The organism is Labrys neptuniae (assembly GCF_040797145.1).
In the GTDB taxonomy this organism is placed as follows: Bacteria; Pseudomonadota; Alphaproteobacteria; order Rhizobiales; family Labraceae; genus Labrys; species Labrys neptuniae.
The window spans coordinates 1-21,143 of the sequence record NZ_JBFNQD010000008.1 but is presented as its reverse complement, the minus strand read 5'-3'; the positions used below and the strand labels follow the sequence as shown (position 1 = coordinate 21,143).

The window sequence follows — 21,143 nt, the reverse complement described above, 5'->3', positions numbered from 1 at the left end:
AGCGCGACCGGCCTTCTCCGCGAAGCGGGGAAGGTGGCCCGACAAAGTCGGGTCGGATGGGGTGTGGGCCGCTAGCTGCGCCCTGTCCGGATCGAGTACCGTTAGCGGGCCGCACCCCATCCGTCGTTGCTTCGCAACGCCACCTTCCCCACTACGTGGAGAAGGCATTCCGCGCCCCATCCTGACCACGAGGACCCCATGACCGCTTCCCTCAACCTGATGGAAATCCGCGAGGCGGCGATCCGCGCGCAGTATCCCCAGGCCCTGGCCCTGATGGAGGGCTTCGACCATGCCCCGCGCATCGCCAAGGCACGGCCCGCATCGACGGGCACCGCGCCGGCCGAACGCTCCCCCGGCATCCCGACCGCGACCGGCCGGCTGTTCCGCGCCACCACGCCGGGCCTGACCGCGCGTTCCAGCGCGGCGCAGGACGGCGTCCACCTGATCGCACGCATCAGCCAGGCCGACCCCGGCGAAGCCTTGATGAGCCCGGCCCAGGCCAGTGTGCTGCAGGCTTTGCGCCGGGCGCTGGCCACCGCCATGGCCGTCGGTGAGCTCTATGAGGAGCGCACTGCCCTCGGACAGCTCAAGCGCGACAATCGCGAGGGCCGCCTCGACCCTGCCCGGCGTACCGAATTCGCCGAACTGCTCGCGGCGGCCTCGCTGATCGGCCTGCACGTCACCGCCAACATGCTTTCCTTCCTGCTCGCCGCCCAGGCGAGCGAGGGCCAGGCGGAAGTCGGCGAGCTGGAAGAGATTCTCACCGACAATCCCGCCCTCGCCCTGCAGGGCGCCTTGTGGGAGCTCGACGGCATACTGAGCCGCATGGATGGCAGCCTCAAGCTGGTGCCGACCCTGACGGCCTGGTGCGAGCGGCTGATGGAGGCGGTCGCCATGCGCGCCGGCACCGCACCGCGCCTGGAGGCCTTCACCAGCGCCGCCTACCGTGTCGAGGCCGACGACTTCCAGGTCAACGGTTTCACGCCCGCCACCCACAAGCGCTCCACCACGCTGACCATGGCCTTCAAGAAGCCGACGGAGGTGGTGGGCAACCACATCGCCAAATACCAGTCGATGAAGCTGGCCAAGATGCTGATGGCCTATGATTTCGACAAGCGGCTCAACCCCTTCGCCGAACTCGGCGGCTTCATCTTCACCTTCATGGGCGACGGCAAGCCCGGCACCGGCAAGACCACGCTGATCCAGATGATGGCGGGCCTGCTCAACGATTATTGCGCCAATGCCGGCTATCCCTTCCGCTATGCCAACCTCTCCACCGAGAGCATCGATTCCTACCAGGGCAAGTCGGCCCAGAACGCCAAGGCCTTCATCCGCGAGATCATCGACCCGGCCGTGATCGGCTTCGGCACCATCGACGACATCGACCAGCTCGCCGGCAAGCGCGGCGACCGGCAATCCTCCTCGGGCCAGCTCGAGATCACCGCCGTGCTGATGGAAAGCTTCGCCGGCGCCAACACCGTGGTGCGCGGCAACTGCACCTTCGGCATGTTCTCCAACTTCCCGGAGAATGTCGACGACGCCCTGCGTCAACGCGCCGGCGCCCGCTTCCTGGTCGACGGCCCGCAGAGCAAGGAGGACTATATCGACCTCCTCTCCCTGCTGCTCGGCAAGCGCCACCAGATTCCGCTCGGAGAGCACGATCTCTTCGCCGCCCAGGAGATCAAGAAGGCGGTCGCCGCTTCCTATGACGCGCATTCGCGCCCGCAGGAGGAAGCCCTGAAAAAGGTGTTCGACAGCGTGCAGGGCAAGATCGGGGCGCTCGACACCGTCGCCAGGCTCGGCGCCTATCTCAAGGCGATCCAGGAGGCCGATGAGCGTTTCACCGGCCGTGCCATCAAGAACATCACCGATGCCATCAAGGTCAGGGCAATGGATTTCGAGCTGCCGGACGAATGGATGGAAAAGCCCGAGCTGTTCCTGACCAAGGACTATGCCACCAAGCTTGCGATGATCTCCGAGCTAGCCAGGCCCATCACGGTCGAGATGGTGATCCAGGAGATCAACCGCTACGCCGACAGTGAATTCCGCTATGCCGACAAGTCGGACGAGGCCGCCATCGACAATGCGGTGCGTGACATGGGCCGCATGGAGGAAGCCAAGAAACGCTATCTGGAGCAGCGCACATGATAGTGATCGTCGGCGTTGGACGTTCTGTCATCCCCGGCAAGGCCGAAGGCCTTGGTATCCTCACAAGCTTGCTTGTGAGTGGGATCCAGGGGCCAGAGAGTAGTGCACATAGCCCCTGGATCCCCTTCCCGCCGCCTGTGGCGGCGCCGGGAATGACAGATAACTTCCGGGAAGCGCCATCATGCTAGAGCGTCTGATCGAAGCGGGGCTGATGTTCGGGAACCTCATCGAGGTCTCCTCCCCCACCATGGTGGCACGCTACAATGCGGCGCTGGAAAAGCTGATCGGCAAGCGCACCACCCTCACCGAGTTCCACATCGACCTCTCCGGCTTCTCGCCGGAGGTCGGCGACGAACTCGACGACATCCGCTACCTCAATCCCGAGGGCTGCAACCGGATGTTCATCCTGCTCAGCCTCGACCAGCTCAAGGCGCCGCTGCTGAACGCGCAGTTCTCGACCATGCGCTCGGTGCTGCGCAACTTCATCCAGGACAATGCCAGGGAGTTGATGGCCCTCAGCGTGCGCGAGGCCGTGATGGGCGAGCTCGTGCATTCGATGTGGCGCATCAAGAGCCCGGCGGACCTCTTGGAGCTGCGCTCCGTCACCGTCGAGGCCAATACGCCGACCGACCGGCTGGGCGAGGCCGAGCAGCTGTCGCGCCTGGTCGAGGATTTCCGCGCCAAGGACGATCTGTGGCAGGACGACGCCTATATCGACACCATGATCAAGCTTGCCGGCCGGGTTGGCGACATCACCCGCAATCCGGTGCGTTTTCGCAAGACCGACTACAGCCAGGGCAATTTCTACACCAATTATTTCGACGGGCTCTATCTGTTCCGGGACTTGTCATACCCCGCCATGCTCTATCGCGGCGTGGCGCCCGGCTTTCCCAAGATCGGGGCCGTGGAGACCAAGAATCTCGAAAGCGCCGTGGATGTCTGGCACTTCCTGCAGCTCAACGGCCTGATCACCTCGGTCTTCGAGGCGGCCGACCTGAATGCCAAGGCGCTGCTGCGCCAGCGGCTCGACTTCATGCTGGCCAATGTCCTTGCCGGCAAGGCCGACGCGCCGGCGGAACTGGCCCGCCTCAACCGGCAGGATCTGCGCCGCTTCGCCATGCGCCACGCCGATGACCTTCCGCCGGAATTCGAGGTGGTCGAGGCGGCCCTGCGCGCCGCCGAGCAGGGTCTCGAGCCCCGCCTGCCCGGACCGACGGAACCGGGCTGCTTCTATCTCTATCGGGCCGCCCAATTGCCGGACCGCGACCTCGTCAACCAGCTCCTGAGCGAGTTCACGCCCCTCGACATCCGCCAGCTCTTCCTGTGCAACAAGCCGGCCTTCTACAAGGCCTATCAGGGCTGGACCGCGCGCAAGCAGGACTATGTGGTTGAATTCCTGTCCCGGGACGAAGCACTCAGGAACGACGATGCCTGGGAGGATCTGTTCGGCGACGGCACGCCGGAGGAAGAGCCGGCACCACAGGCCGGACCCTGGGGAGCAATCCCGAAAGGGTGATTCCGGGCGCGCAGGCATCTTGCCCGCCTCTTGGAAACACCCCACCTGTCGGATAGGAAGAAGCGGGCATCACGACATGCTGGCATGTCGTTGGGACGCCCGCGCACCCCGGAGAGTTCATGCTGCGCCTGTTCAAATGGTTCCTGATCGTCCTGGCGCTGGTGGTCGGCTATTGCTGGCTCGACCAGGTGCTGCCGCGCTATGACGTGGTGCGCATCGTCGGCACCGACACCAAGCGCCTCGACAGTTCCGGCTTCTTCGACAGCGAGGCGCCCAATGTGCAGGCGACCAACACGCGCGACGTGCGCTTCATCAACACCGTCTATCCCGGCGGCGCACTGCGCGTATATCGCAACGAGGATACCGACTGGGGCTTTCCCTGGTACTACAAGTTCGACTCCGGCAACCTGATGGCGGCCGCCCAGTCCTTCCAGTCCAGCTCGGAAACTCCGAAATGGGTGGTGATCAAGAGCTATGGCTGGCGCGTCACCTATCTGACCATGTTCCCCAACGCGCTCTCGATCCGGGCCGCGACGGGCCCCGATGAATATGTCATCCCCTGGATGCGGATCTTCGTGTTCGGCGGCCTAGCGATCGGACTGATCTGGCTCTATTTCCGGCTGCGACGTTTCAAGCGCGAGCGGATCGATCCGATGCTGACCCGCATCGAGAACCATGTCAGCGCGGCGGCCGATGCCGTCGATGATCATGCCGTCGCGGTTTCGAGCAGGGCCACCGGCTTCATGGCCCGGATCCGGCGCTGGCTGGACAGCTGGAAGCCGAAGAACCAGCGGCGCTACAAATAGGATCAAGCCGGGAAGATATCTGACCTGGAGACTTGAAGGGCTCAGGCCGCCGCTCTGGCGATGCCCTCGCCTACGATCGTCAGGGTCAGCGGCCCCGGCAGCATCTCGCCGATCGCCTCGAAGGCAGGATGTTCCAACGTCACCGCCGGATCGAGCTCGATCACGCCCATGGTCTCGCCCTGGGCGAAGCTGAGCTTGGCGTTGAAGCGGCGGGCCAGCGCCTTCATGCTGGCATTGTCGGCATGGGTGGAGACCTCGAGGCGGGTATAGCCGAGGCCGAGCGCGTGCAGCAGCAGGCGCGCGAACAGCCGCCCGCCAATGCCCTGATGCTGGCGGTGACGTTCGACACTGAAGGCGATCTGGGCCGTCGGCTCCTCCAATTCGGGCAGTTCATGCAATTCAGCCGCGCCGAGAACCTGGCCGTCCTCGACATAGCCGATGACGGTTGCACCACCGCGAAAGCTGCGCTCGGCATAGTCGGCGACGAAACTGGCGCTGATGCCGCCGTTGAAACGATCATGCCGGCTTTCCCGGTCCAGCCGCAGCAGGTGATCGCGAAACTTCGGCAGATCGGACGGTCTCAACTGCCGGATAATGCCCCTGGGGGCCATGGTGGTGATCTGGTTCATCTCGCAGTCCTCGTGGCTTACCCCCGAGTCGTCACCTCCCTATGTCCGAAATATTGTGCACCGCAGCATAAATTGCAAGCGATCTCCGTCGCACTGCACACAAGGCTGCCATGCGGGAAGTGATGCCTGCCGCTTGGCCTTTCGGCCATGCTGACCTGCCGCGCCCCCGGGCGGGGTTGGGCGCAACGCCTATATGTCTCCCGAAACCTGCCTGCGGATATCGTCGGCCAGGGGATGCAGCGCCTCGGCCGGCATCGTTCCGACGAGGCTGTAGCCCATGCCGCGGCTTGCCCAGCTCCAGCCGTCGACCTTGCCTTCGGAATGGGCGGCCATCGCCTTGTCCTGGTCCACGGCCATCGGCCTTGTCAGCATCACGAGGCGGCCGCCACGGTCGTCGTCATACATCAGCATGAGCGCCGGGCCGTGGGGCGTGGACACCACCCGCCCGCCCATCAGCCGGTAACCTGCCTTCGACAGGTCGGGCAAGGCAGGCTTGCGCCCCATCCGTTCGGCCGCCCAATCGGCCAGTTCCGTGGCCTTGTCGGCGCGGATTTCCACCGGCCTGACGTTGTCGGAAGCATAGGCGCTGAAATTCGCCGACGCCTCGCGGGCCAGGGCGCCCACGCCCTCCTGGGGTATGGACGTCATCTCGCGCAACAGCCATCCCCCGGATCCGCCGACGGCAAGAAGCAGAACGGCCGCCGCCGCAGCCCACAATCCGGAAATGCGTGGCCGCCGCTGCCGATCGATCATATGGGCCAGGTTGAGCCTGGTCGGAATGGGTTCTTCCGCGATCGCGGCGAAGGCGGATCGCAAGCCGGAGCGATCATCGGCATAGGATCCGAAGCGGGCCGCAATCTCGGGATGTGCCTCGAGATAGGAGGCGATCTCCGCGCGGCGGGCCTCGTCCAGAGCGCCATCGATATAGGCGTGGAGATCATCCTCGGAAATCGGCTTGTCGATCATTTCACGCTCCGCAGATGGCCGCCGCGCCTGGTGGCAGATCGATCAGAGTTTTCAAGAAGCTGCCGCAGGCGCTCGCGGGCACGCGACAGCCTCGACATCACGGTTCCGATCGGGATCGCCAATATCTCGGAAACCTGGGCATAGGAAAGATCTTCGACACCGACCAGGAGGAGCAGGCTGCGCTGGTCATCCGGAAGCTGCGCCAGTGCCGAGACGAGTTCGGCCTGGACCAAGGCGTCTTCCTGGGCCGGCCGGCGGGCAAGGACGCCCTCTTCGACAGCCTCGAACGGCAGATGGTCGCCGCGCCGCGCCTTCTGCCGCATACGGTTGACGGCGAGATTGTGCAGGATGGCAAAAGCCCAGGTGCGCGGATCCTTGCCGCGCCGCTGCTGCCAATGGGCGACCACCCGTTCCAGGCAATCCTGGACCAGGTCATCGGCAGCGACGGTGTCCCGCAGCAAGGCGCGGGCATACCGTCGCAGAGCGGGGATCATCGGCTCGACGAGCCGTTGCAGATCACTCATGGCCTTGACACTGCTTCCGGTCGACGGCGCGCCCACCGGCATGGCCGAGGCGAGCGCGCCCGCTACTCATTGAACCTGCACCTGGACCACGTCACCGGCTTTTCCTTCGGTGGAGGTTGCAACCACCAGAAAACGCCTTTCATCCTCATGCCTGGCTTCGACGATCTGGCGTATCGGTCCGACGGCGTTGACGATGGCGGAACCAGCCGGGTTCGTGGTGAAGGTCGAGAGCGGCTGCAGCGCCCCACCCCCATCCGCCCGGCTCGACAGCGCAAGGACATAGGGCTTCTTCGGTTCGAGGCCACTGACCGCCGCCTGGAGAATCTGGGTCAGGCCCTGATCGAACAAGGATACGCTGGTCGCAGCGGTCTTGCTACCGGCACCTCTGGGCGCGAGCTTGAGATGGGCGGCCTCGCCGGCGGCGCCGAGCGGCATCAGGTTCTGCAGGCCATCGCCCTCGGGCACGGCATTGGGGACATAGGCCACGGCCTGGGGCGCCTGTCCGATCGGAATGGTGGCGATCACCTGGTTGGTCAAGGTGTCGATGACGGCAAACTGGTCGGCATTCTCGAGCCCGACATAGACCCGGCTGCCATCGCCCGAGGGCCAGATGCCGTGCGGCAGATTGCCGACCGGAATGGTCGCGACCTCCTTGAAATCATCGGTGCGGAACACCTTCACCTCGTTCGACCCGCCGACGGTGACATAGGCGAAGCTGCCTTTCTTGTTGACCACGAGGTTGACGTGATTGGTGATCGGGCCGGTATCCAGCGTCTTGACGAGATCGAAGGGAGGTTCGGCCTTGAAGACCTGCGTCTTGCCGATGTCCTTGAGGGTGAACCACACCTGCTTGCCATCGGCCGAAGCGGCGATGTTCGGGCAGAAGGGGCTCGCCTGCTTGACGCTTCCGACGATCTTGTGGTCGGCGAGGGAAATGACCACGGTCTGCGGATTGAACGAGGAGCAGACATAGCCATATTTGCCGTCCGGCGAGAAGATCTGCATGCCAGGGCCACCCGGAACCTTGATCCGGAGCTTTTCCTCGAAGCTGCCGGCATCGATGACGGAGACATAGTCCTCGCCCCGCACCGTCACCCAGACTTCGCGCCCATCAGGCGTGAAGAAGGCTTCATGCGGGGAACGCCCGACATAGGTGGTGTGCTTGACCGCATTGGTCGCCGTGTCGATGAAGGTCACGGAATTGGAGCCGATCGAAACCACGGCCAGTGTCTTGTGGTCGGGCGAGAACCCCATGCCATGGACCAGCACCTGGCCCTTGTAGAGCGGGCTGAGATTGCCCGGCTGGGGATCACCGAGCCGGATGACGCCCAGCAGCCTGTTGTCGACGGGATCGCTCACCGAGACGGTGTTCGAGAACTGCTCGGCCGCATAAAGGCGATCCTTGTGGCTGATCGGGATATCCGCCGCCGATGCAGGGCCGGGTATCTGTCCCGCGGAAGCGGCGGCCGGTGCCAGCATGGTGCCTGCAAGAAGGCCGAGAGCGAAGAGAATGCGATGCATGCATGAGTCCTTCATTTGTCCGTTCCCGTCATCGACATGGCGGGAGGCGGGGAACTGGCGTCGGCGGGTGGATTGAGGGAGAGGTCAACGGCGGGGCTGGCCTGCGTGGGCGCCGCAGCCGGAGCCGGCGGCGGGTCCCCGAGCGCCAGCCGCATGGCGGCGATTTCCTGCTGCTGCTCGACGATGATTTCCTGGGCGATGCGCCTGAGCTGCTCGTTGCGGCCATAACGCAGATAGGTCTGCGCCATGTCGATCGCCCCCTGGTGATGGGGGATCATCATCTCGGTGAAGTCGCGATCGACATTGCCGGTCGGCTTGACCGCCATCGCGCTCATCATCTTCGACATGGCCGCATCGTTTTCCTGGAGGAACGGCGTTTCGGCGGAGGCCGGCATGGCCTCGTGTCCGTGATGCGCCGTGTCGTCGGCGACAGCCGGCACGGAGCCGGCTGCCAGGATCCAGGCCAGCCCGACGAGGGCGGCCCTGCGCTGAACGATCATGTTTGCTGTCCCGTGATGTTTCGAACCCCTTCGGATGGGTGGACAACCGGAGGCGGCGTTTATTCCACCGCTTGCAGACATTTTTCTCTGCAGTCTCGTTTCCAGTGGCTGAGATCCATATTCACCCGGATAATATTGACATGAATTCCACCCGGGCCTATTTTGCGCGTCCAACAGGATCAGGGATCATGACCCATCTTGCCCTCATCGCCTTTGCCGGGCGCAGATGTCTGGCCGAGGGCGATGCCATTACCGTTGCGCTGGCCATCCGCCAGGCCCAGGATGCGGGCGAGGCTTCGCCCGTGCAGGTGTTCGAGGATACCACCGGCCGGCCTGTCGATCTCGACCTGCGCGGCAGCGCGGAGGACATCCGCAATCGCTATGCCCTGATCGAGCCGCCGCCGCGCGGGCCGGGGCGTCCGAAGCTCGGCGTCGTCGCCCGTGAGATCACCCTGCTGCCGCGTCATTGGGATTGGCTGGCCTCGCAGCCGGGTGGGGCCTCCGTGGCCCTGCGCCGCCTGGTGGACGAAGCGCGCCATGCCTCCGAGGCGACAGACCGGCTGCGCGAGGCGCGCGAGGCCGCCTATCGCTTCATGAGCGCCATGGCCGGCAACGAGCCGCATTACGAGGAAGCGATTCGCGCCCTGTTCGCCGGCGATGACGAAAAATTCGCTGCCATGATCGCCGACTGGCCTGACGACGTCAGCAGGCATGCACACAAGCTGGCCGAAGCCGCCTTCACGACCAACACCGCCACAGCGCAGGGCAGCGGCAACGGGCATGTCCGTTACCCGTCCGCAAATGGCGGTCTTCGCGCCTGAAACCGGCCCATGGCCCCGCTTCAGCACCCCTGGCTGGCGCGTGAGCGGGTGCCCCGGCATAACTCCTTTGCCGGCCACGTGAATTTTCAGTTTTTGCAGCGCAGAAAAATTTCGGCCCGGGCGAAAATTTTTCTTGCATATGACGTCCATTCTTCCTATTTCCCGGCTTGCCCAATTTCGCACGTGCCTGTGGCCGCGTGTCGGTCGGTGGACATCCAGACAAGAGGCTGGACGGTCGCCAGGGATGGACTAGGGATCGCGGCAGTGGTCCCTTGAGGTGATCAGGCATGACGTGCCGAAATCATCGAATCCCGAACAACGATCGGCAGCCGGAGGCGACCGGTGAACCCCGTACTCCGCGGGGGACGCAGCTTGAAGCAACGACGAAGCGGGCTTTTTTGGTCTCGGCTGGTTTCCATATCCAGCGACTGAAGAGGCTTGTTTCTCTTTGCCAGGCGTGCGGACCGGGTATCCCGATCCAATCCAAGGCAGTTTCGAACCATGCAGCGGCTTGATCCGTTGCGTGGCGATTTGCATCCCGTCGCGGCGAGGCATCCGGCCTTTCCGGCGGTGGGCGGCGCGTCAGCATCGAACGTCCGCGGCTCCACCCCGCGGCGGCGGTGACGTCGCACCGATCCGTGACACCCTTTGGATTTTGGGGAGACCCGCCATGACCGACCGCATCCTCGACTACCTCCGACGTACCCCCGCCGACGGCCCCCGGCTCGTCGTCGATCTCGACGTGGTGGAGCGGAATTATTCGGCATTCGCGCATGCGCTCCCCGATACCCGCGTCTTCTACGCCGTCAAGGCCAACCCGGCCCCCGAGATCCTCAACCTGCTGGCCGGCCTCGGCTCCAGCTTCGACTGCGCTTCCGTGGTCGAGATCGAGCAGGTGCTCGCCACCGGCGCCGGTGCCGATCGCGTCTCCTTCGGCAACACCATCAAGAAGGAGCGTGACATCGCCCGCGCCTTCGAGCTCGGCGTGCGCCTGTTCGCCGTCGACTGCGTGGCCGAGGTCGAGAAGATCGCCCGCGTCGCTCCCGGTTCGCGCGTGTTCTGCCGCATCCTGTGCGACGGCGCCGGCGCCGAATGGCCGCTGTCGAAGAAGTTCGGCTGCGCGCCTTCCATGGCGCCCGACGTGCTCGAGCAGGCGCAGGCCCTCGGCCTCACCGCCTATGGCGTGTCGTTCCATGTCGGCTCGCAGCAGGGCAATGTGCAGGCCTGGGACAGCGCCCTGGCCACGGCTGCCGGCATCTTCCGCGAGATGGCCGAGCGTGGCATCACGCTGTCGATGGTGAACATGGGTGGCGGCTTCCCGGCCAAGTATCTGCGCGCCATGCCCGGCGTGCCGGCCTATGGCGAGGCGATCTTCAACGCGCTGCGCACCCATTTCGGCAACCAGTTGCCCGAGACCATCATCGAGCCGGGCCGCGGCATGGTCGGCGATGCCGGCATGATCGAGGCCGAGGTGGTGCTGGTGTCCAAGAAGGCCGAAACGGACGAGATCCGCTGGGTCTATCTCGACATCGGCAAGTTCCATGGCCTCGCCGAGACCATGGACGAGGCCATCCGCTACCCGATCCGCACCGAGCGGGACGGCGATGCCAAGGCGCCCTGCGTCCTGGCCGGACCGACCTGCGACAGCGTCGACGTGCTCTACGAGAAGACCCCCTATGATCTTCCCGTGAGCCTGTCGATCGGCGACAAGGTGCTGATCGAGGCCTGCGGTGCCTACACCACCACCTATTCCACCATCGGCTTCAACGGCTTCCCGCCGCTGGCCTCCGTGGTGATTTGATCGGAGCGCGGACATCCTGTCCGCTCTTCTCTCAAGCCTCCCGTTTCCAAGAGCGGACATCGCGACATGCAGGCATGTCGCTGTGATGTCCGCGCTCCATTCATCGTCCCGTACGGCCGTTTCATCGGTGCGAGGGCTGTCGCTCTCCTTTTGCCAGGAGCCACGGCCATGATCCGTATTGTCCAAGAATCCTCGTCCCATCTCGAAGCGCGCGAGACCCTGCTCGACGCCTGCTTCGGTCCGTCCCGTTTCGCCAAGACCAGCGAGCGCCTGCGCGAAGGCCGCCTGCCGGCCAAGGGCCTGGCCTTCTCCGCCGTCGATGATGGCAGCCTGATCGGCACGCTGCGCCTGTGGAACGTCTCCGCCGGCCCCGGCCGGGCGGCCCTGCTGCTGGGCCCGCTTGCGGTCGATGCCCGCTATCGCAGCGAAGGCCTCGGCGCGCGCCTGATGTGGCACGGCATCGGCTATGCCCAGGACTATGGCCACAAGGCCATCCTCTTGGTGGGTGACGCGCCCTATTACAGCCGCTTCGGCTTTTCGACCGACCTCACCGAGCGCCTCTGGCTGCCCGGCCCGGTGGAGCGCAACCGCTTCCTCGGCCTGGAGCTGGTGCCCGACGGGCTGGTGGGGGCGGCCGGCCTTGTGAACGCCACCGGCGACCTCGAAACCGCGCCCGACTTCGCGGCGCTCGTCGCCCAGGCGGCCAACGACACCGGCCTGCGTTTCGCGGCCTAAGCCGATGAAAAGAGCCGGCTGGAAGCCGGCGGTCCCAGGGATCGTGTCATCCCTGCTTCACATTCACGCGACAAAACTTGCACCCGCGGGTCCCAGCGCCTAAACGCTGGGGCTTGCACATTTTGGAGGATTGAATGGCTCAATGGCCTGTCTACGGTAAGATTTCCGGCCCCGTCGTGATCATTGGTTTCGGTTCGATCGGTCGCGGCGTGCTGCCGCTGATCGAGCGTCATTTCGAATATGACAAGGAGCGCATGGTCATCATCGACCCGCATCCGCTCGATGCCGACCGCAAGATCATCGAGGAGCACGGCATTCGTTTCGTGCAGGAGGCCGTTACCAAGGACAACTACAAGAGCCTGCTGCAGCCTTTGCTCACCGCCGGCGGCGGCCAGGGCTTCTGCGTCAATCTCTCGGTCGACACCGGTTCGGTCGACCTGATGGAATTCGCCCGCAGCCTCGGCGCGCTCTATATCGATACGGTGGTCGAGCCTTGGCTCGGCTTCTATTTCGACAAGAACGCCGGCCCGGAAGCGCGCACCAACTACGCCCTGCGCGAGAGCATGCTGGCTGCCAAGCGCCGCACGCCCGGCGGCCCGACGGCGGTTTCCTGCTGCGGCGCCAACCCCGGCATGGTCTCCTGGTTCGTCAAGCAGGCCCTGCTCGACGTCGCCGAGGCGACCGGCCATGGTTCGGCCGATCCCAAGACCCGCGAGGAATGGGCGGCGCTCGCCCGCAAGGTCGGTGTCAAGGGCATCCACATCGCCGAGCGCGACACCCAGCGCGCCAAGCATCCCAAGCCCCGCGGCGTGTTCGTCAACACCTGGTCGGTGGAAGGCTTCATCTCCGAAGGCCTGCAGCCGGCCGAGCTGGGCTGGGGCACGCACGAGACCTGGATGCCCGAGACCGGCCGCACCCACAAGGAGGGCTGTGGCGCGGCGATCTACCTGCTGCAGCCCGGCGCCAACACCCGCGTGATGAGCTGGTGCCCGACGCCGGGCCCGCAATATGGCTTCCTCGTCACCCATAACGAGGCGATCTCGATCGCCGACTATCTGACGGTGCGCGAGAATGGCGAGGCGGTCTACCGCCCGACCTGCCACTACGCCTATCACCCGGCCAATGATGCCGTACTCTCGCTGCACGAGATGTTCGGCGCCGCCGGCAAGGCGCAGGACAAGTTCGTCATCCTCGACGAGAAGGAAATCGAGGACGGTGCCGACGAGCTCGGCGTGCTGCTCTACGGCCACGGCAAGAATGCCTACTGGTACGGCTCCCAGCTCACGGTCGAGGAGACCCGCAAGCTCGCGCCCTACCAGAACGCCACCGGCATGCAGGTCACCTCGGCCGTGCTGGCCGGCATGGTCTGGGCCCTGGAGAATCCGGAAGCCGGCATCGTCGAAGCCGATGAAATGGACTTCCGCCGCTGCCTGGAAGTGCAGAAGCCCTATCTCGGCCCGGTCAAGGGCTACTACACCGACTGGACCCCGCTCGACGGCCGCCCGGGCTTCTTCCCGGAGGACATCGACACCTCCGATCCCTGGCAGTTCCGCAACATCCTGGTGCGGTGAACGAAAAACCTTCTCCCCTTGAGGGAGAAGGTGCCCGAAGGGCGGATGAGGGGTGGACGAAACCCCTCCCAGCACTAAACTGCTCAGGCCTCTGGATGCCGAAACCATGAAGCCTGAGCAACGCGACTTCGCCCGCAAAATGCGCGGCGATCCGACAGACGCCGAAGCTGCCCTTTGGCGTCTGTTACGCGGACGAGGGCTCGCTCATCTGAAGTTCCGCCGCCAGGTGCCGATCGGCCGCTATGTCGTCGACTTCGCCTGCTTTCGGTATCGCCTCATTGTCGAGGCTGATGGCTCCCAGCACGCCGAAAGCACACACGACCAGGTGCGTGACAGCTGGCTGGCAGCTCAAGGCTATACCATCGTCCGGTTCTGGAATGCCGACATCCTGCAATCTCCCACGGTGATCCAGGATACCATTTTGGCTCGGGCCGGGCTGCCTTGGTGAGAGGGGCCTCGTCCACCCCTCATCCGGCGCTTCGCGCCACCTTCTCCCACAAGGGGAGAAGGCATTTTACGCCGGCGCGAAGCGAAAATGGCCGGTCTGCGGGAAGGCGAACAGCGTGTCCTCTTCCCGCGCGCCCTGCCCGATATTGTGGATCGCCAGCCGGCGCCCCGGCGTCGGCGCCGCGACCTGCGAAGAGACGATCAGGATATGCGGCAGATTGCCCGGCAGCATCTGGGTGACCAGGTCGCCCGGCAAATAGTCCGCCGGATCGGCGGTCACCGGCAGCACTGTGCCCTTGCGCTTGAAGAAGGCGATCAGGTTGGGCACGCGGCGGTGGTCGATGTTGGGATCGGGCGCCCGCATGCCCCAGTTCCTCGGGTAGGCGGCGAAACCGGCCTTCATGTCCTCGTGCACGAGGCGCTGGAGATCGAGGGCGAAGGCCTTGCGATAGGCGCGCACCACCACGTCGGTGCACACGCCCCGCTCGGGCGCCACGTCGCCGCCGGGATAGGCGATGCGCCTATAGGCGGGATCATAGAGGGTGGTGACGCCGATCTGGCTGCGCGCCGCATCCACCAGGGCCTTGCGCCAGTCTTCCCCAGCACCGGATGGCTGCGCCTTCGCCGCACCGCCGGCACCGGCAGCCAGGGCTAGGAAACCAAGCTGCAGGATCCCTCGGCGCGTTATTCCATTCATGTCAGGCCCTTGCTTCCCACCAGTTTTTCCAGCGCCGACAGCCAGTGCTCGTAATAATGCGAGCCGTCGTCGGCGGGCGCAGCGGCAATCTCGCGGCCCAGCGCCTCAGCCCATTCCGGCCAGGTGAACACGCCTTTTTCATGGAGGGAAACGGCGAGCGCGAAGGCGCGGGCCTCCCAGGGTTCGCGGAACACGGGCTCGCCGCGATCGCGCGGAATGGAAGGAATGGCGTCAAGCGGGGTCAAGGTAGCTCTCCCACAGATCGAGCATCACTGTCAGCGTCGGGTCGGCCTGCGGGCCCCAGAGTTCGGTGCCGGCGAAGCGCACCGTGTAGAGCCATTCGGGGTTCTCGCCTTCGCCATGGGCGTTGCTGTCGGGCAGCACGAATGCGCCATGAGCTTCGACGACGGTGCCGAGATGCCCGCGCGCATAGCGCGGCAGCCTGGTATGGGTGATCTTGTGCTCGTTGCGCGCCCGCACCTCCTCGCCGGCGGCAAACCGCGCGGGCCGGCTCGCCGGTCGGTCGCAGCGCGTGCCGGCGGCGAGCGCAGCCGGCACCTCGGCGGCCCTGATCACGCGCTTCAGGGGTTTGCCCGGCTCGATCGCCCGCCCCTCGGCAAGCTCGGCCTCGCTGACCAGCGCTTTCGCCAGCATCAGCTTGATCAGGGCCTTGATCCAGATCTCGTAATAGGAGGAGGACAGATAATCCGCCGGCGGCAGGCTCTCGCGCGCATAGCGCCCGGCATCGAGCGGCCAGGAACCGGTCGCGCCCATCGCCAGCGTCACCGCCATCGCCCGCTTCTCCCAGGCGGCATGGAAGAAAGGCTCGTCCTTTTCCGGCGCGATCGGCCCGAAGCCCATCATGCCGCCAAGGTCCTGCGCACCGTTCATTGATAACTCCGAGCAAGGCAAGAACAGGGGCTTGTCTTACGCGGAGTCGGCCCTGCTTTGCAAAAGTAATGAAGCCTCAGCCCCGCCCCGGCAGCATGCTCTGCAGCACGCCGTCGCGATCCCACAGCCAGTGCTTGAGGGCCGCCGCCACATGCAGGAGGACAAGGGCGATCAGCACGAAAGCGAAGCGATGGTGCAGCGCCTTCATCTGCTCGGAAAGCTCGAAATCGGGCGCAACGAGATTGGGAACATGCCCTCCCCCCGGCAGCTGGATCGGCAGCGGTAGCGGCGAGGCTGAGATCATCACATAGCCGGTGACGAGCATGGCGAAGATCAGCCCGTAGAGGGCGACATGCACCGCCTTGCTCAGCACCCGCTCATGACGCGGCATGCTCTCCGGCAAGACCGGCGCCCGGGCCAGAAGGCGCCAGGCGGCGCGCAGCGCCATCAACAGGAAGACGAGGGCGCCAAGGCTCTTATGCAGCTGATAGAGATCGAAGCGCTGGCCCTGGTCCTCCACCCATTCCACCATGGCAAGGCCGAGCCCCAGCATGAACAGGATGAGGGCAGCGCAGGACCAGTGCAACAATTGCCCGGTGGCGCTCCAGCGATGGCGGAGGGAAGGCCTCGCCTTCATCACCACGCCTCCCGTCACTGAGCCTGCGCCTCGGTGGTGACGATCAGGTCGACATCGTTGCTGATCGCCGGAAAACCCGCACTCATGTTGAAGGCGAGCCGCTTGATCACGCCCGTCGCCCGGAAGCCGATCTGCGAGCTTGCCTTGTCGGCCGGCTTGTCCAGGGCGACATCGATGGTGAGCGGGCGGGTGATCCCGCGGATGGTGAGGTCGCCTGTGACCCGGGCATGGCTGCCATCGACCTTCTCGACCCTGGTGGAGGTGAAGGTGATGGTCGGATACTGCGCCACATTGAAGAAGGCATCGGTGCGCAGGTAATCGTTGAAGGAGGGCGAGCCGACATCGACCGATTTTGCCGCAACCTTGAAGCTGACGCGGCTGGCGGCCGGATTGTCGAAATTGATCGAGATCCTGCCGTCGAAATCGTGGAAACGCCCCTTGGTACGCGGCCAGCCGATGCCGTCGACGACGAAGCCGACGGACGTCCTGGCCGGATTGATGCGCCAGTTGCGCGCCTGGGCGGAATCGGCCTGGCTAGCGCCGAGCAAGCAGGCGATCAGGGGTATGGCTCCCAGGGAGAGCCTCTTCAGTCTTGCTGTGGTCATACTTGCGGTGGTCATGGCTCAGTTCCGTCTCGATCCGTCGCGAAGAAGGGTTCGTCTGGAAAACACACCGTGCTGGATTTTATTCGTATCCTGGACGATGGGCTGATCACAACGGGGTGAACGAGTACTTGCTGCTAGCCCAGGCCGATCCGCGGCACCGGCGTGCGCGAGGCCTGATCGATCAACCAGTCGACCAAAGCGCCGATCTCGGGCTTGGCGAGGGTCTCCTCGCTGCAGATGCAATGATAATTCTTGGCCGCCGGCACGCGCTGCGTCAGCGGCTGGACCAGCCGGCCTTCGTCGAGATCGCGGGCCGAGATCACGTCGTCGACCAGGGCGACGCCATGGCCGTCCCGGGCCGCCTGGAGAATGAGGGCGAAGTCGCCGAAATAGATGTCGGCCGCGCCCGGATATTTCACCCGGGCCTGCGCCAGCCAGCGGCGCCACTCCGATCCATCGTCCTCGTGCAGCAGCCGGTGATGCAGCACGTCGGCGGGGTGGCGGATGGCATGCGGCCCACGCAGCAATTGCGGGCTGCAGACCGGCATCAGATAGACGCCGTGCAGCATGCGCCACCAGAAGCCCGGCCAGGGCGGGTTGCCATAGACGATGGCGACATCGCTCCTGCGCCAGTCGATGGCATGGAATTCGACGCCGGTGGCAACATTCAGCCTGAGGTGGCGGTGGTCGGCCATGAAGGCGAACAGACGGGGCGCGAGCCAGGTCGTCCCCAGCACGGGCGGAATGCAGAGATTCACCACGACCTCGGCCCGGCGGTCGATCCGCTGCGCCGAAAGATTGCGCACACCCTCGCCGATCTCGGCCATGGCGACCCCGACGGATTGCTGCAGTGTCAGGCCGGCCTCCGTCAACACGAGCCGGCGCCCCACCTTCGCGAAGAGATCCATGCCGAGATGGAGTTGCAGCGAGCGTAACTGCTGGCTCACGGCACCCGGCGTGACATGCAACTCGGCGGCAGCGGCCCCGACATGACCGAGCCGGGCCACGACCTCGAAGACCTTGAAAGCATGAAGTGGCGGAAGCATGCGCCCCTAATTGTTTAGTTTCAATCACGCTAAAACTAGCAGAACATTTAGCTTGTTTCCATGCATCGCGTGCCGGACAGTCGGGTGATCCAGAGCAGAACAGCCGAAACCACGGCACGAAGGGAACGCATCCATGCGCTCGACGAAGACCCATTTTGCATGCACCGCTTTCTGCGGGTTTGCTGCCCTCCTCAGCGTTTCCACGGAGGCAACCTGGGCGGCGGATGTGCCCTCCTTCGCTAGGAACGGCACCTTCAAGGTCTGTACCTCCGGCGAGTTCCCGCCGATGGAATTCTACGACAAGCCCGGCGACAAGGCCCTTGTCGGTTTCGAGATCGACGTCGCTGAGGCGCTGGCCCAGCAATGGGGCGCCAAGACCGACTATGTCGTCGGCGACTTCAAGGGCCTCCTGCCCTCGCTCGATTCCCAGCGTTGCGATGCCGTCATGAGCGGCATCACGCTCAGGCCCGAGCGGCTGCAGAAATATGACGGCATCGGTTATTTCACGACCTCCACCGTGATGGTGACGGCCGCCGGCGACAGCGGGACCAAGGTGCCCGAGGATTTCAGCGGCAAGACCGTCGCCGTCGAGGCGGGCACCACCTTCGAACCGACGCTTGCCGCCCTCAATGCCACCTTCGCCAAGGCCGGCCGGCCCGAGGCCGTGCTGCAGCCCTATCCTTCAGCCTCGGCCGTCATCCAGCAGATCCTCGTCGGCCGGGCCGCCGGCACCATCACGCTGGACACCACGGCAGCCTATCGCATGGCCCAGACGCCCGGCCGGTTGCAGGTGCCCTACACCTATCCGAACAAGGAATATTACGCGATCTACCTGCGCAAGGATGCCGGCGACCGCAAGGCCGTCCGGGCCGGCCTCGAAGCCTTGAAGGCCGAAGGCCGCATGCAGGACATGCTAAAGAAGTGGAACCTGTCGCCCGAGGCCGTCGAAGTCGATGGCGCTGCGGCTCGATGAAGCGGCGCAATGTTCGACTTCCAGCTTTTCCTCGACGCCGTCTTCGGCTGGCCCCTGGCCGAAGGCGCCCTTTTGACCGTCGCCCTGTCGCTTGCCGTGATGGCCGTTTCGATGGTGACGGCCATGGGCACGGCCTCCCTGGCCACCTCGCCGCGACGCCTGCTGCGCTGGAGCGTCGTCGGCTATGTCTGGCTGCTGCGCGGTACGCCGGCTTTGCTGGTGCTGCTGTTCATCTGGAACGGGCTGCCCCAGCTCTCTCCGCTATTTCGGGCGGGCTGGTTCTCGCCCTTCCTGGCCGCCTTCATCGCACTCACCCTGATCCAGGTCGCCTATCTCACCGAGATCCTGCGCAGCGCCTTCGCGGCGGTGGGTCCGGGGCAGCGCGAAGCCGGGGCGGCGCTCGGCCTGCATCGCGGCCAGATCTTCGTCCTGATCACGCTGCCCCAGGCCATGCGCATCGCCCTGCCCGCCCTGATGAGCGAGTTCATCACGCTCCTGAAGACGACCTCGCTCGCCACGGTGATCTCGCTCAAGGAACTGATGACCGTCACCCAATATGCGATCGCCACCAGCTTCCGCTTCATGGAGTGGTATGGCGCGGCGCTGGTCTACTATCTCGTCATGGTCTCGATCCTGACCGCCATCCAGATGCGGACCGAGGCACTCTTCGCAAGAGGCCGGCGCTGATGGCCCTGCCTTCCGCTGCCATCGCACTGCCCCGTGCGAAGACATCGCGCCCGCATCCTGGAGGAACGGCATAACCGTGGCCCTTTCCAACACCTGGTTTGCCAAGGAACACCTCGCGCCCGACCTGACCCGACTGTGGGAGCCTTTCGTCCATTCCTTCTTCCAGGCCAACATCTTCCATCTCAGGGGCCGCGACGCCGACCTGGTGCTCGACTTCGGCATGGGCCTGGCCTCATTGCGAGACGCCCTCGATCTTACCCCAGGCAAGCCCGTCCTGGCGGTGGCGAGCCACGGCCATGTCGATCATGTCGGCTCCTTTCATGAATTCGAGCGGCGTTTCGGTCACGCCGCCGAACAGGCTGCCTTCGCCGAGATGCGCGACGGCGAGACGCTTGCTGCGTTGTTCCGGGACATCGACGAAGCCGTCACGCAGCTGCCGACTCCGGCTTGGCGGGCCGCCGATTTCAGCCTCACTCCCGCTCCCCTGACGACGCTCCTGACAGAAGGCGACAGCCTCGATCTCGGCAATGCCCGGCTGCACGTGCTGCATCTGCCCGGCCATTCCCCCGGATCGATCGGGCTGCTGGACGAGCACGACGGCCTGTTCTTCAGTGGCGATGCGATCTATCGCGGCGGCCTCGTCGACGACGTGCCAGGCGCCGACAGGACAGTCTATCGCCAGACGATGGAGCGCCTCGCCCAACTTGACGTCGCCGTGGCCCATGGCGGTCACGGCGCCAGCATGGACCGTGCCACCATGCAGGCGATCGCCCGGGGCTATTTGCGGGACGGCGATGCAGAGAGGTGATTGAGTCGGCGGCAAGCGGCATTGATCGATCCGCCATTGACAACGCCACCTGCCTGGCGCATTGGGCTCGCCCCCAATTTTCATGATCGGTGCCACCATGCTGCCCACGACCGTGAAAGATTTGGCCTGCCTCGGCGAGCGCATCGTCGTCCTCGGCCCTTCCAATGCCGGCAAGTCGACGCTCGCCGTCGCCCTCTCCAGAAAGCTTGGCGTGCCCGCCGTGCATCTCGACCAGTTCAGCCATCGGCCCCATACCGATTGGCAGCCCCGGCCGGAGGCCGAGTTCAAGGCCCTGCACGATGCTGCCATCATGGGAGAGCGCTGGGTGATGGAGGGCAATTATTCGCGCCTGATGCCGCAGCGCTTCGCCCGGGCCACGGGCGCGATCCTAATCACCTCCCATCACTGGCTGCGCTTCTATCGCTATCTCAAGCGCACGCTGGTGAATCGCTCCAGCCGGGCCGGCCACCTGGAAGGCACCCAGGACAGCCTCAAATGGGAGATGATCCACTGGATCCTGGTCAAGACTCGTGACAGCAGCGGCAAGTATGCAGCAATCATCGGCAAATCCGGCCTGCCCGCGGTCGAATGCCATACAGCGAAGGCGCTCAACGAGCTCTATCGAGCCTGGAATCTGTAGGGGCCACCCTTCCTGGCAACTGTAGTTGAGCGAGTGTCATGCCTTGAAGGTGACCTGATCTCGCACGATGGCATTGAGAGTGACGAGAATCTTTCGGGCCAAGGCGATGAGAGCCAGTTTTGGTGGCTTTCCGGCTTGTCGCAATGCGCGGTAAGTCTCAGCGAAGAGGGATTT

Annotated in this window: 23 protein-coding genes; 12 read left to right on the top strand and 11 right to left on the bottom strand. The window is 64.9% G+C overall.

Features of this window, described 5'->3' with window-relative positions; genetic code table 11:
* Positions 1-198 precede the first annotated feature (198 nt).
* The 3 genes from ABXS05_RS21535 (at position 199) to ABXS05_RS21525 (ending at position 4,470) form a co-directional block, all read left to right on the top strand.
* Positions 199-2,148, top strand: a complete 1,950-nt coding sequence (locus ABXS05_RS21535; RefSeq protein WP_367625346.1) for an AAA family ATPase — start codon at positions 199-201, stop codon at positions 2,146-2,148.
* A 181-nt stretch (positions 2,149-2,329) separates the two neighbouring features.
* The gene (locus tag ABXS05_RS21530) at positions 2,330-3,664 is read left to right on the top strand and encodes a DUF6638 family protein (protein WP_367625345.1); all 1,335 of its coding nucleotides are present in this window, start codon (positions 2,330-2,332) and stop codon (positions 3,662-3,664) included.
* A gap of 119 nt (positions 3,665-3,783) precedes the next feature.
* Positions 3,784-4,470, top strand: coding sequence for a DUF1523 family protein (locus ABXS05_RS21525; protein ID WP_311932969.1), 687 nt, complete (start codon positions 3,784-3,786; stop codon positions 4,468-4,470).
* A gap of 41 nt (positions 4,471-4,511) precedes the next feature.
* On the opposite strand, the gene ABXS05_RS21520 is transcribed toward ABXS05_RS21525, so the two are convergent.
* The 5 genes from ABXS05_RS21520 to ABXS05_RS21500 all read right to left on the bottom strand — a co-directional run bounded on the left by ABXS05_RS21520 (position 4,512) and on the right by ABXS05_RS21500 (position 8,610).
* Positions 4,512-5,099: a GNAT family N-acetyltransferase gene (locus ABXS05_RS21520; protein ID WP_367625344.1), complete on the bottom strand. Its 588-nt coding sequence runs from the start codon at positions 5,097-5,099 to the stop codon at positions 4,512-4,514.
* A gap of 189 nt (positions 5,100-5,288) precedes the next feature.
* A complete protein-coding gene (locus ABXS05_RS21515) occupies positions 5,289-6,065 on the bottom strand; it encodes an anti-sigma factor family protein (RefSeq protein ID WP_367625343.1) in 777 nt (258 codons plus the stop codon).
* Positions 6,062-6,589, bottom strand: coding sequence for an RNA polymerase sigma factor (locus ABXS05_RS21510; protein WP_311932966.1), 528 nt, complete (start codon positions 6,587-6,589; stop codon positions 6,062-6,064). The genes ABXS05_RS21515 and ABXS05_RS21510 overlap by 4 nt, the downstream gene beginning before the upstream one ends.
* A gap of 66 nt (positions 6,590-6,655) precedes the next feature.
* Complete coding sequence (locus ABXS05_RS21505; protein WP_367625342.1) at positions 6,656-8,110, bottom strand: YncE family protein; 1,455 nt, start codon at positions 8,108-8,110, stop codon at positions 6,656-6,658.
* An 11-nt stretch (positions 8,111-8,121) separates the two neighbouring features.
* Positions 8,122-8,610: a DUF305 domain-containing protein gene (locus tag ABXS05_RS21500; protein WP_311932962.1), complete on the bottom strand. Its 489-nt coding sequence runs from the start codon at positions 8,608-8,610 to the stop codon at positions 8,122-8,124.
* A gap of 188 nt (positions 8,611-8,798) precedes the next feature.
* Between ABXS05_RS21500 and ABXS05_RS21495 the strand changes: the two genes are divergently transcribed.
* The 5 genes from ABXS05_RS21495 to ABXS05_RS21475 all read left to right on the top strand — a co-directional run bounded on the left by ABXS05_RS21495 (position 8,799) and on the right by ABXS05_RS21475 (position 13,986).
* Positions 8,799-9,431 (top strand): DUF2239 family protein, encoded by a 633-nt coding sequence (locus tag ABXS05_RS21495; protein WP_367625341.1) that lies wholly within the window; start codon positions 8,799-8,801, stop codon positions 9,429-9,431.
* Positions 9,432-10,101: 670 nt separating this feature from the next.
* The gene (locus ABXS05_RS21490) at positions 10,102-11,232 is read left to right on the top strand and encodes a type III PLP-dependent enzyme (protein WP_311932958.1); all 1,131 of its coding nucleotides are present in this window, start codon (positions 10,102-10,104) and stop codon (positions 11,230-11,232) included.
* A gap of 168 nt (positions 11,233-11,400) precedes the next feature.
* Positions 11,401-11,967 carry a GNAT family N-acetyltransferase gene (locus ABXS05_RS21485; RefSeq protein WP_311932956.1) on the top strand — a complete coding sequence of 189 codons (567 nt, stop codon included), beginning with the start codon at positions 11,401-11,403 and terminating at the stop codon, positions 11,965-11,967.
* 134 nt (positions 11,968-12,101) lie between these two features.
* Positions 12,102-13,538, top strand: a complete 1,437-nt coding sequence (locus tag ABXS05_RS21480) for a homospermidine synthase (protein ID WP_367625340.1) — start codon at positions 12,102-12,104, stop codon at positions 13,536-13,538.
* Between the two features lie 106 nt (positions 13,539-13,644).
* Positions 13,645-13,986, top strand: a complete 342-nt coding sequence (locus ABXS05_RS21475; RefSeq protein WP_367625339.1) for an endonuclease domain-containing protein — start codon at positions 13,645-13,647, stop codon at positions 13,984-13,986.
* A gap of 66 nt (positions 13,987-14,052) precedes the next feature.
* On the opposite strand, the gene ABXS05_RS21470 is transcribed toward ABXS05_RS21475, so the two are convergent.
* From ABXS05_RS21470 to ABXS05_RS21445, 6 genes are all read right to left on the bottom strand, one after another.
* Positions 14,053-14,682 (bottom strand): DUF1287 domain-containing protein, encoded by a 630-nt coding sequence (locus ABXS05_RS21470; RefSeq protein WP_367625338.1) that lies wholly within the window; start codon positions 14,680-14,682, stop codon positions 14,053-14,055.
* Entirely contained in the window at positions 14,679-14,927 is a 249-nt protein-coding gene (locus tag ABXS05_RS21465) for a nitrile hydratase accessory protein (protein WP_376717605.1), read from the bottom strand. Before ABXS05_RS21465 ends, ABXS05_RS21470 begins: the two co-directional genes overlap by 4 nt.
* Complete coding sequence (gene nthB / locus ABXS05_RS21460; protein WP_367625337.1) at positions 14,914-15,573, bottom strand: nitrile hydratase subunit beta; 660 nt, start codon at positions 15,571-15,573, stop codon at positions 14,914-14,916. The genes ABXS05_RS21465 and nthB overlap by 14 nt, the downstream gene beginning before the upstream one ends.
* 76 nt (positions 15,574-15,649) lie before the next feature.
* Positions 15,650-16,210, bottom strand: a complete 561-nt coding sequence (locus ABXS05_RS21455; RefSeq protein WP_367625336.1) for a cytochrome b — start codon at positions 16,208-16,210, stop codon at positions 15,650-15,652.
* A 14-nt stretch (positions 16,211-16,224) separates the two neighbouring features.
* Complete coding sequence (locus tag ABXS05_RS21450; protein WP_311932948.1) at positions 16,225-16,830, bottom strand: YceI family protein; 606 nt, start codon at positions 16,828-16,830, stop codon at positions 16,225-16,227.
* A gap of 119 nt (positions 16,831-16,949) precedes the next feature.
* The gene (locus ABXS05_RS21445; RefSeq protein WP_367625335.1) at positions 16,950-17,861 is read right to left on the bottom strand and encodes a LysR substrate-binding domain-containing protein; all 912 of its coding nucleotides are present in this window, start codon (positions 17,859-17,861) and stop codon (positions 16,950-16,952) included.
* 133 nt (positions 17,862-17,994) lie between these two features.
* Between ABXS05_RS21445 and ABXS05_RS21440 the strand changes: the two genes are divergently transcribed.
* The 4 genes from ABXS05_RS21440 (at position 17,995) to ABXS05_RS21425 (ending at position 20,969) form a co-directional block, all read left to right on the top strand.
* A complete protein-coding gene (locus ABXS05_RS21440) occupies positions 17,995-18,834 on the top strand; it encodes an ABC transporter substrate-binding protein (RefSeq protein WP_367625334.1) in 840 nt (279 codons plus the stop codon).
* 9 nt (positions 18,835-18,843) lie between these two features.
* Positions 18,844-19,521: an amino acid ABC transporter permease gene (locus ABXS05_RS21435; RefSeq protein WP_367625333.1), complete on the top strand. Its 678-nt coding sequence runs from the start codon at positions 18,844-18,846 to the stop codon at positions 19,519-19,521.
* Positions 19,522-19,597: 76 nt separating this feature from the next.
* Entirely contained in the window at positions 19,598-20,329 is a 732-nt protein-coding gene (locus tag ABXS05_RS21430) for an MBL fold metallo-hydrolase (RefSeq protein ID WP_367625332.1), read from the top strand.
* Positions 20,330-20,426: 97 nt separating this feature from the next.
* Entirely contained in the window at positions 20,427-20,969 is a 543-nt protein-coding gene (locus tag ABXS05_RS21425; RefSeq protein WP_367625331.1) for a P-loop NTPase family protein, read from the top strand.
* The last annotated feature ends 174 nt before the right edge of the window (positions 20,970-21,143 follow it).

Excerpts from the sequence above, each read along its gene's own strand:
- ABXS05_RS21535 (WP_367625346.1), top strand. The coding sequence starts at position 199 with ATGACCGCTTCCCTCAACCTGATGGAAATCCGCGAGGCGGCGATCCGC.
- ABXS05_RS21530 (WP_367625345.1), top strand. The coding sequence starts at position 2,330 with ATGCTAGAGCGTCTGATCGAAGCGGGGCTGATGTTCGGGAACCTCATC.
- ABXS05_RS21525 (WP_311932969.1), top strand. The coding sequence starts at position 3,784 with ATGCTGCGCCTGTTCAAATGGTTCCTGATCGTCCTGGCGCTGGTGGTC.
- ABXS05_RS21520 (WP_367625344.1), bottom strand. The coding sequence starts at position 5,099 with ATGAACCAGATCACCACCATGGCCCCCAGGGGCATTATCCGGCAGTTG.
- ABXS05_RS21515 (WP_367625343.1), bottom strand. The coding sequence starts at position 6,065 with ATGATCGACAAGCCGATTTCCGAGGATGATCTCCACGCCTATATCGAT.
- ABXS05_RS21510 (WP_311932966.1), bottom strand. The coding sequence starts at position 6,589 with ATGAGTGATCTGCAACGGCTCGTCGAGCCGATGATCCCCGCTCTGCGA.
- ABXS05_RS21505 (WP_367625342.1), bottom strand. The coding sequence starts at position 8,110 with ATGCATCGCATTCTCTTCGCTCTCGGCCTTCTTGCAGGCACCATGCTG.
- ABXS05_RS21500 (WP_311932962.1), bottom strand. The coding sequence starts at position 8,610 with ATGATCGTTCAGCGCAGGGCCGCCCTCGTCGGGCTGGCCTGGATCCTG.
- ABXS05_RS21495 (WP_367625341.1), top strand. The coding sequence starts at position 8,799 with ATGACCCATCTTGCCCTCATCGCCTTTGCCGGGCGCAGATGTCTGGCC.
- ABXS05_RS21490 (WP_311932958.1), top strand. The coding sequence starts at position 10,102 with ATGACCGACCGCATCCTCGACTACCTCCGACGTACCCCCGCCGACGGC.
- ABXS05_RS21485 (WP_311932956.1), top strand. The coding sequence starts at position 11,401 with ATGATCCGTATTGTCCAAGAATCCTCGTCCCATCTCGAAGCGCGCGAG.
- ABXS05_RS21480 (WP_367625340.1), top strand. The coding sequence starts at position 12,102 with ATGGCTCAATGGCCTGTCTACGGTAAGATTTCCGGCCCCGTCGTGATC.
- ABXS05_RS21475 (WP_367625339.1), top strand. The coding sequence starts at position 13,645 with ATGAAGCCTGAGCAACGCGACTTCGCCCGCAAAATGCGCGGCGATCCG.
- ABXS05_RS21470 (WP_367625338.1), bottom strand. The coding sequence starts at position 14,682 with ATGAATGGAATAACGCGCCGAGGGATCCTGCAGCTTGGTTTCCTAGCC.
- nthB (WP_367625337.1), bottom strand. The coding sequence starts at position 15,573 with ATGAACGGTGCGCAGGACCTTGGCGGCATGATGGGCTTCGGGCCGATC.
- ABXS05_RS21455 (WP_367625336.1), bottom strand. The coding sequence starts at position 16,210 with ATGAAGGCGAGGCCTTCCCTCCGCCATCGCTGGAGCGCCACCGGGCAA.
- ABXS05_RS21450 (WP_311932948.1), bottom strand. The coding sequence starts at position 16,830 with ATGACCACCGCAAGTATGACCACAGCAAGACTGAAGAGGCTCTCCCTG.
- ABXS05_RS21445 (WP_367625335.1), bottom strand. The coding sequence starts at position 17,861 with ATGCTTCCGCCACTTCATGCTTTCAAGGTCTTCGAGGTCGTGGCCCGG.
- ABXS05_RS21440 (WP_367625334.1), top strand. The coding sequence starts at position 17,995 with ATGCGCTCGACGAAGACCCATTTTGCATGCACCGCTTTCTGCGGGTTT.
- ABXS05_RS21435 (WP_367625333.1), top strand. The coding sequence starts at position 18,844 with ATGTTCGACTTCCAGCTTTTCCTCGACGCCGTCTTCGGCTGGCCCCTG.
- ABXS05_RS21425 (WP_367625331.1), top strand. The coding sequence starts at position 20,427 with ATGCTGCCCACGACCGTGAAAGATTTGGCCTGCCTCGGCGAGCGCATC.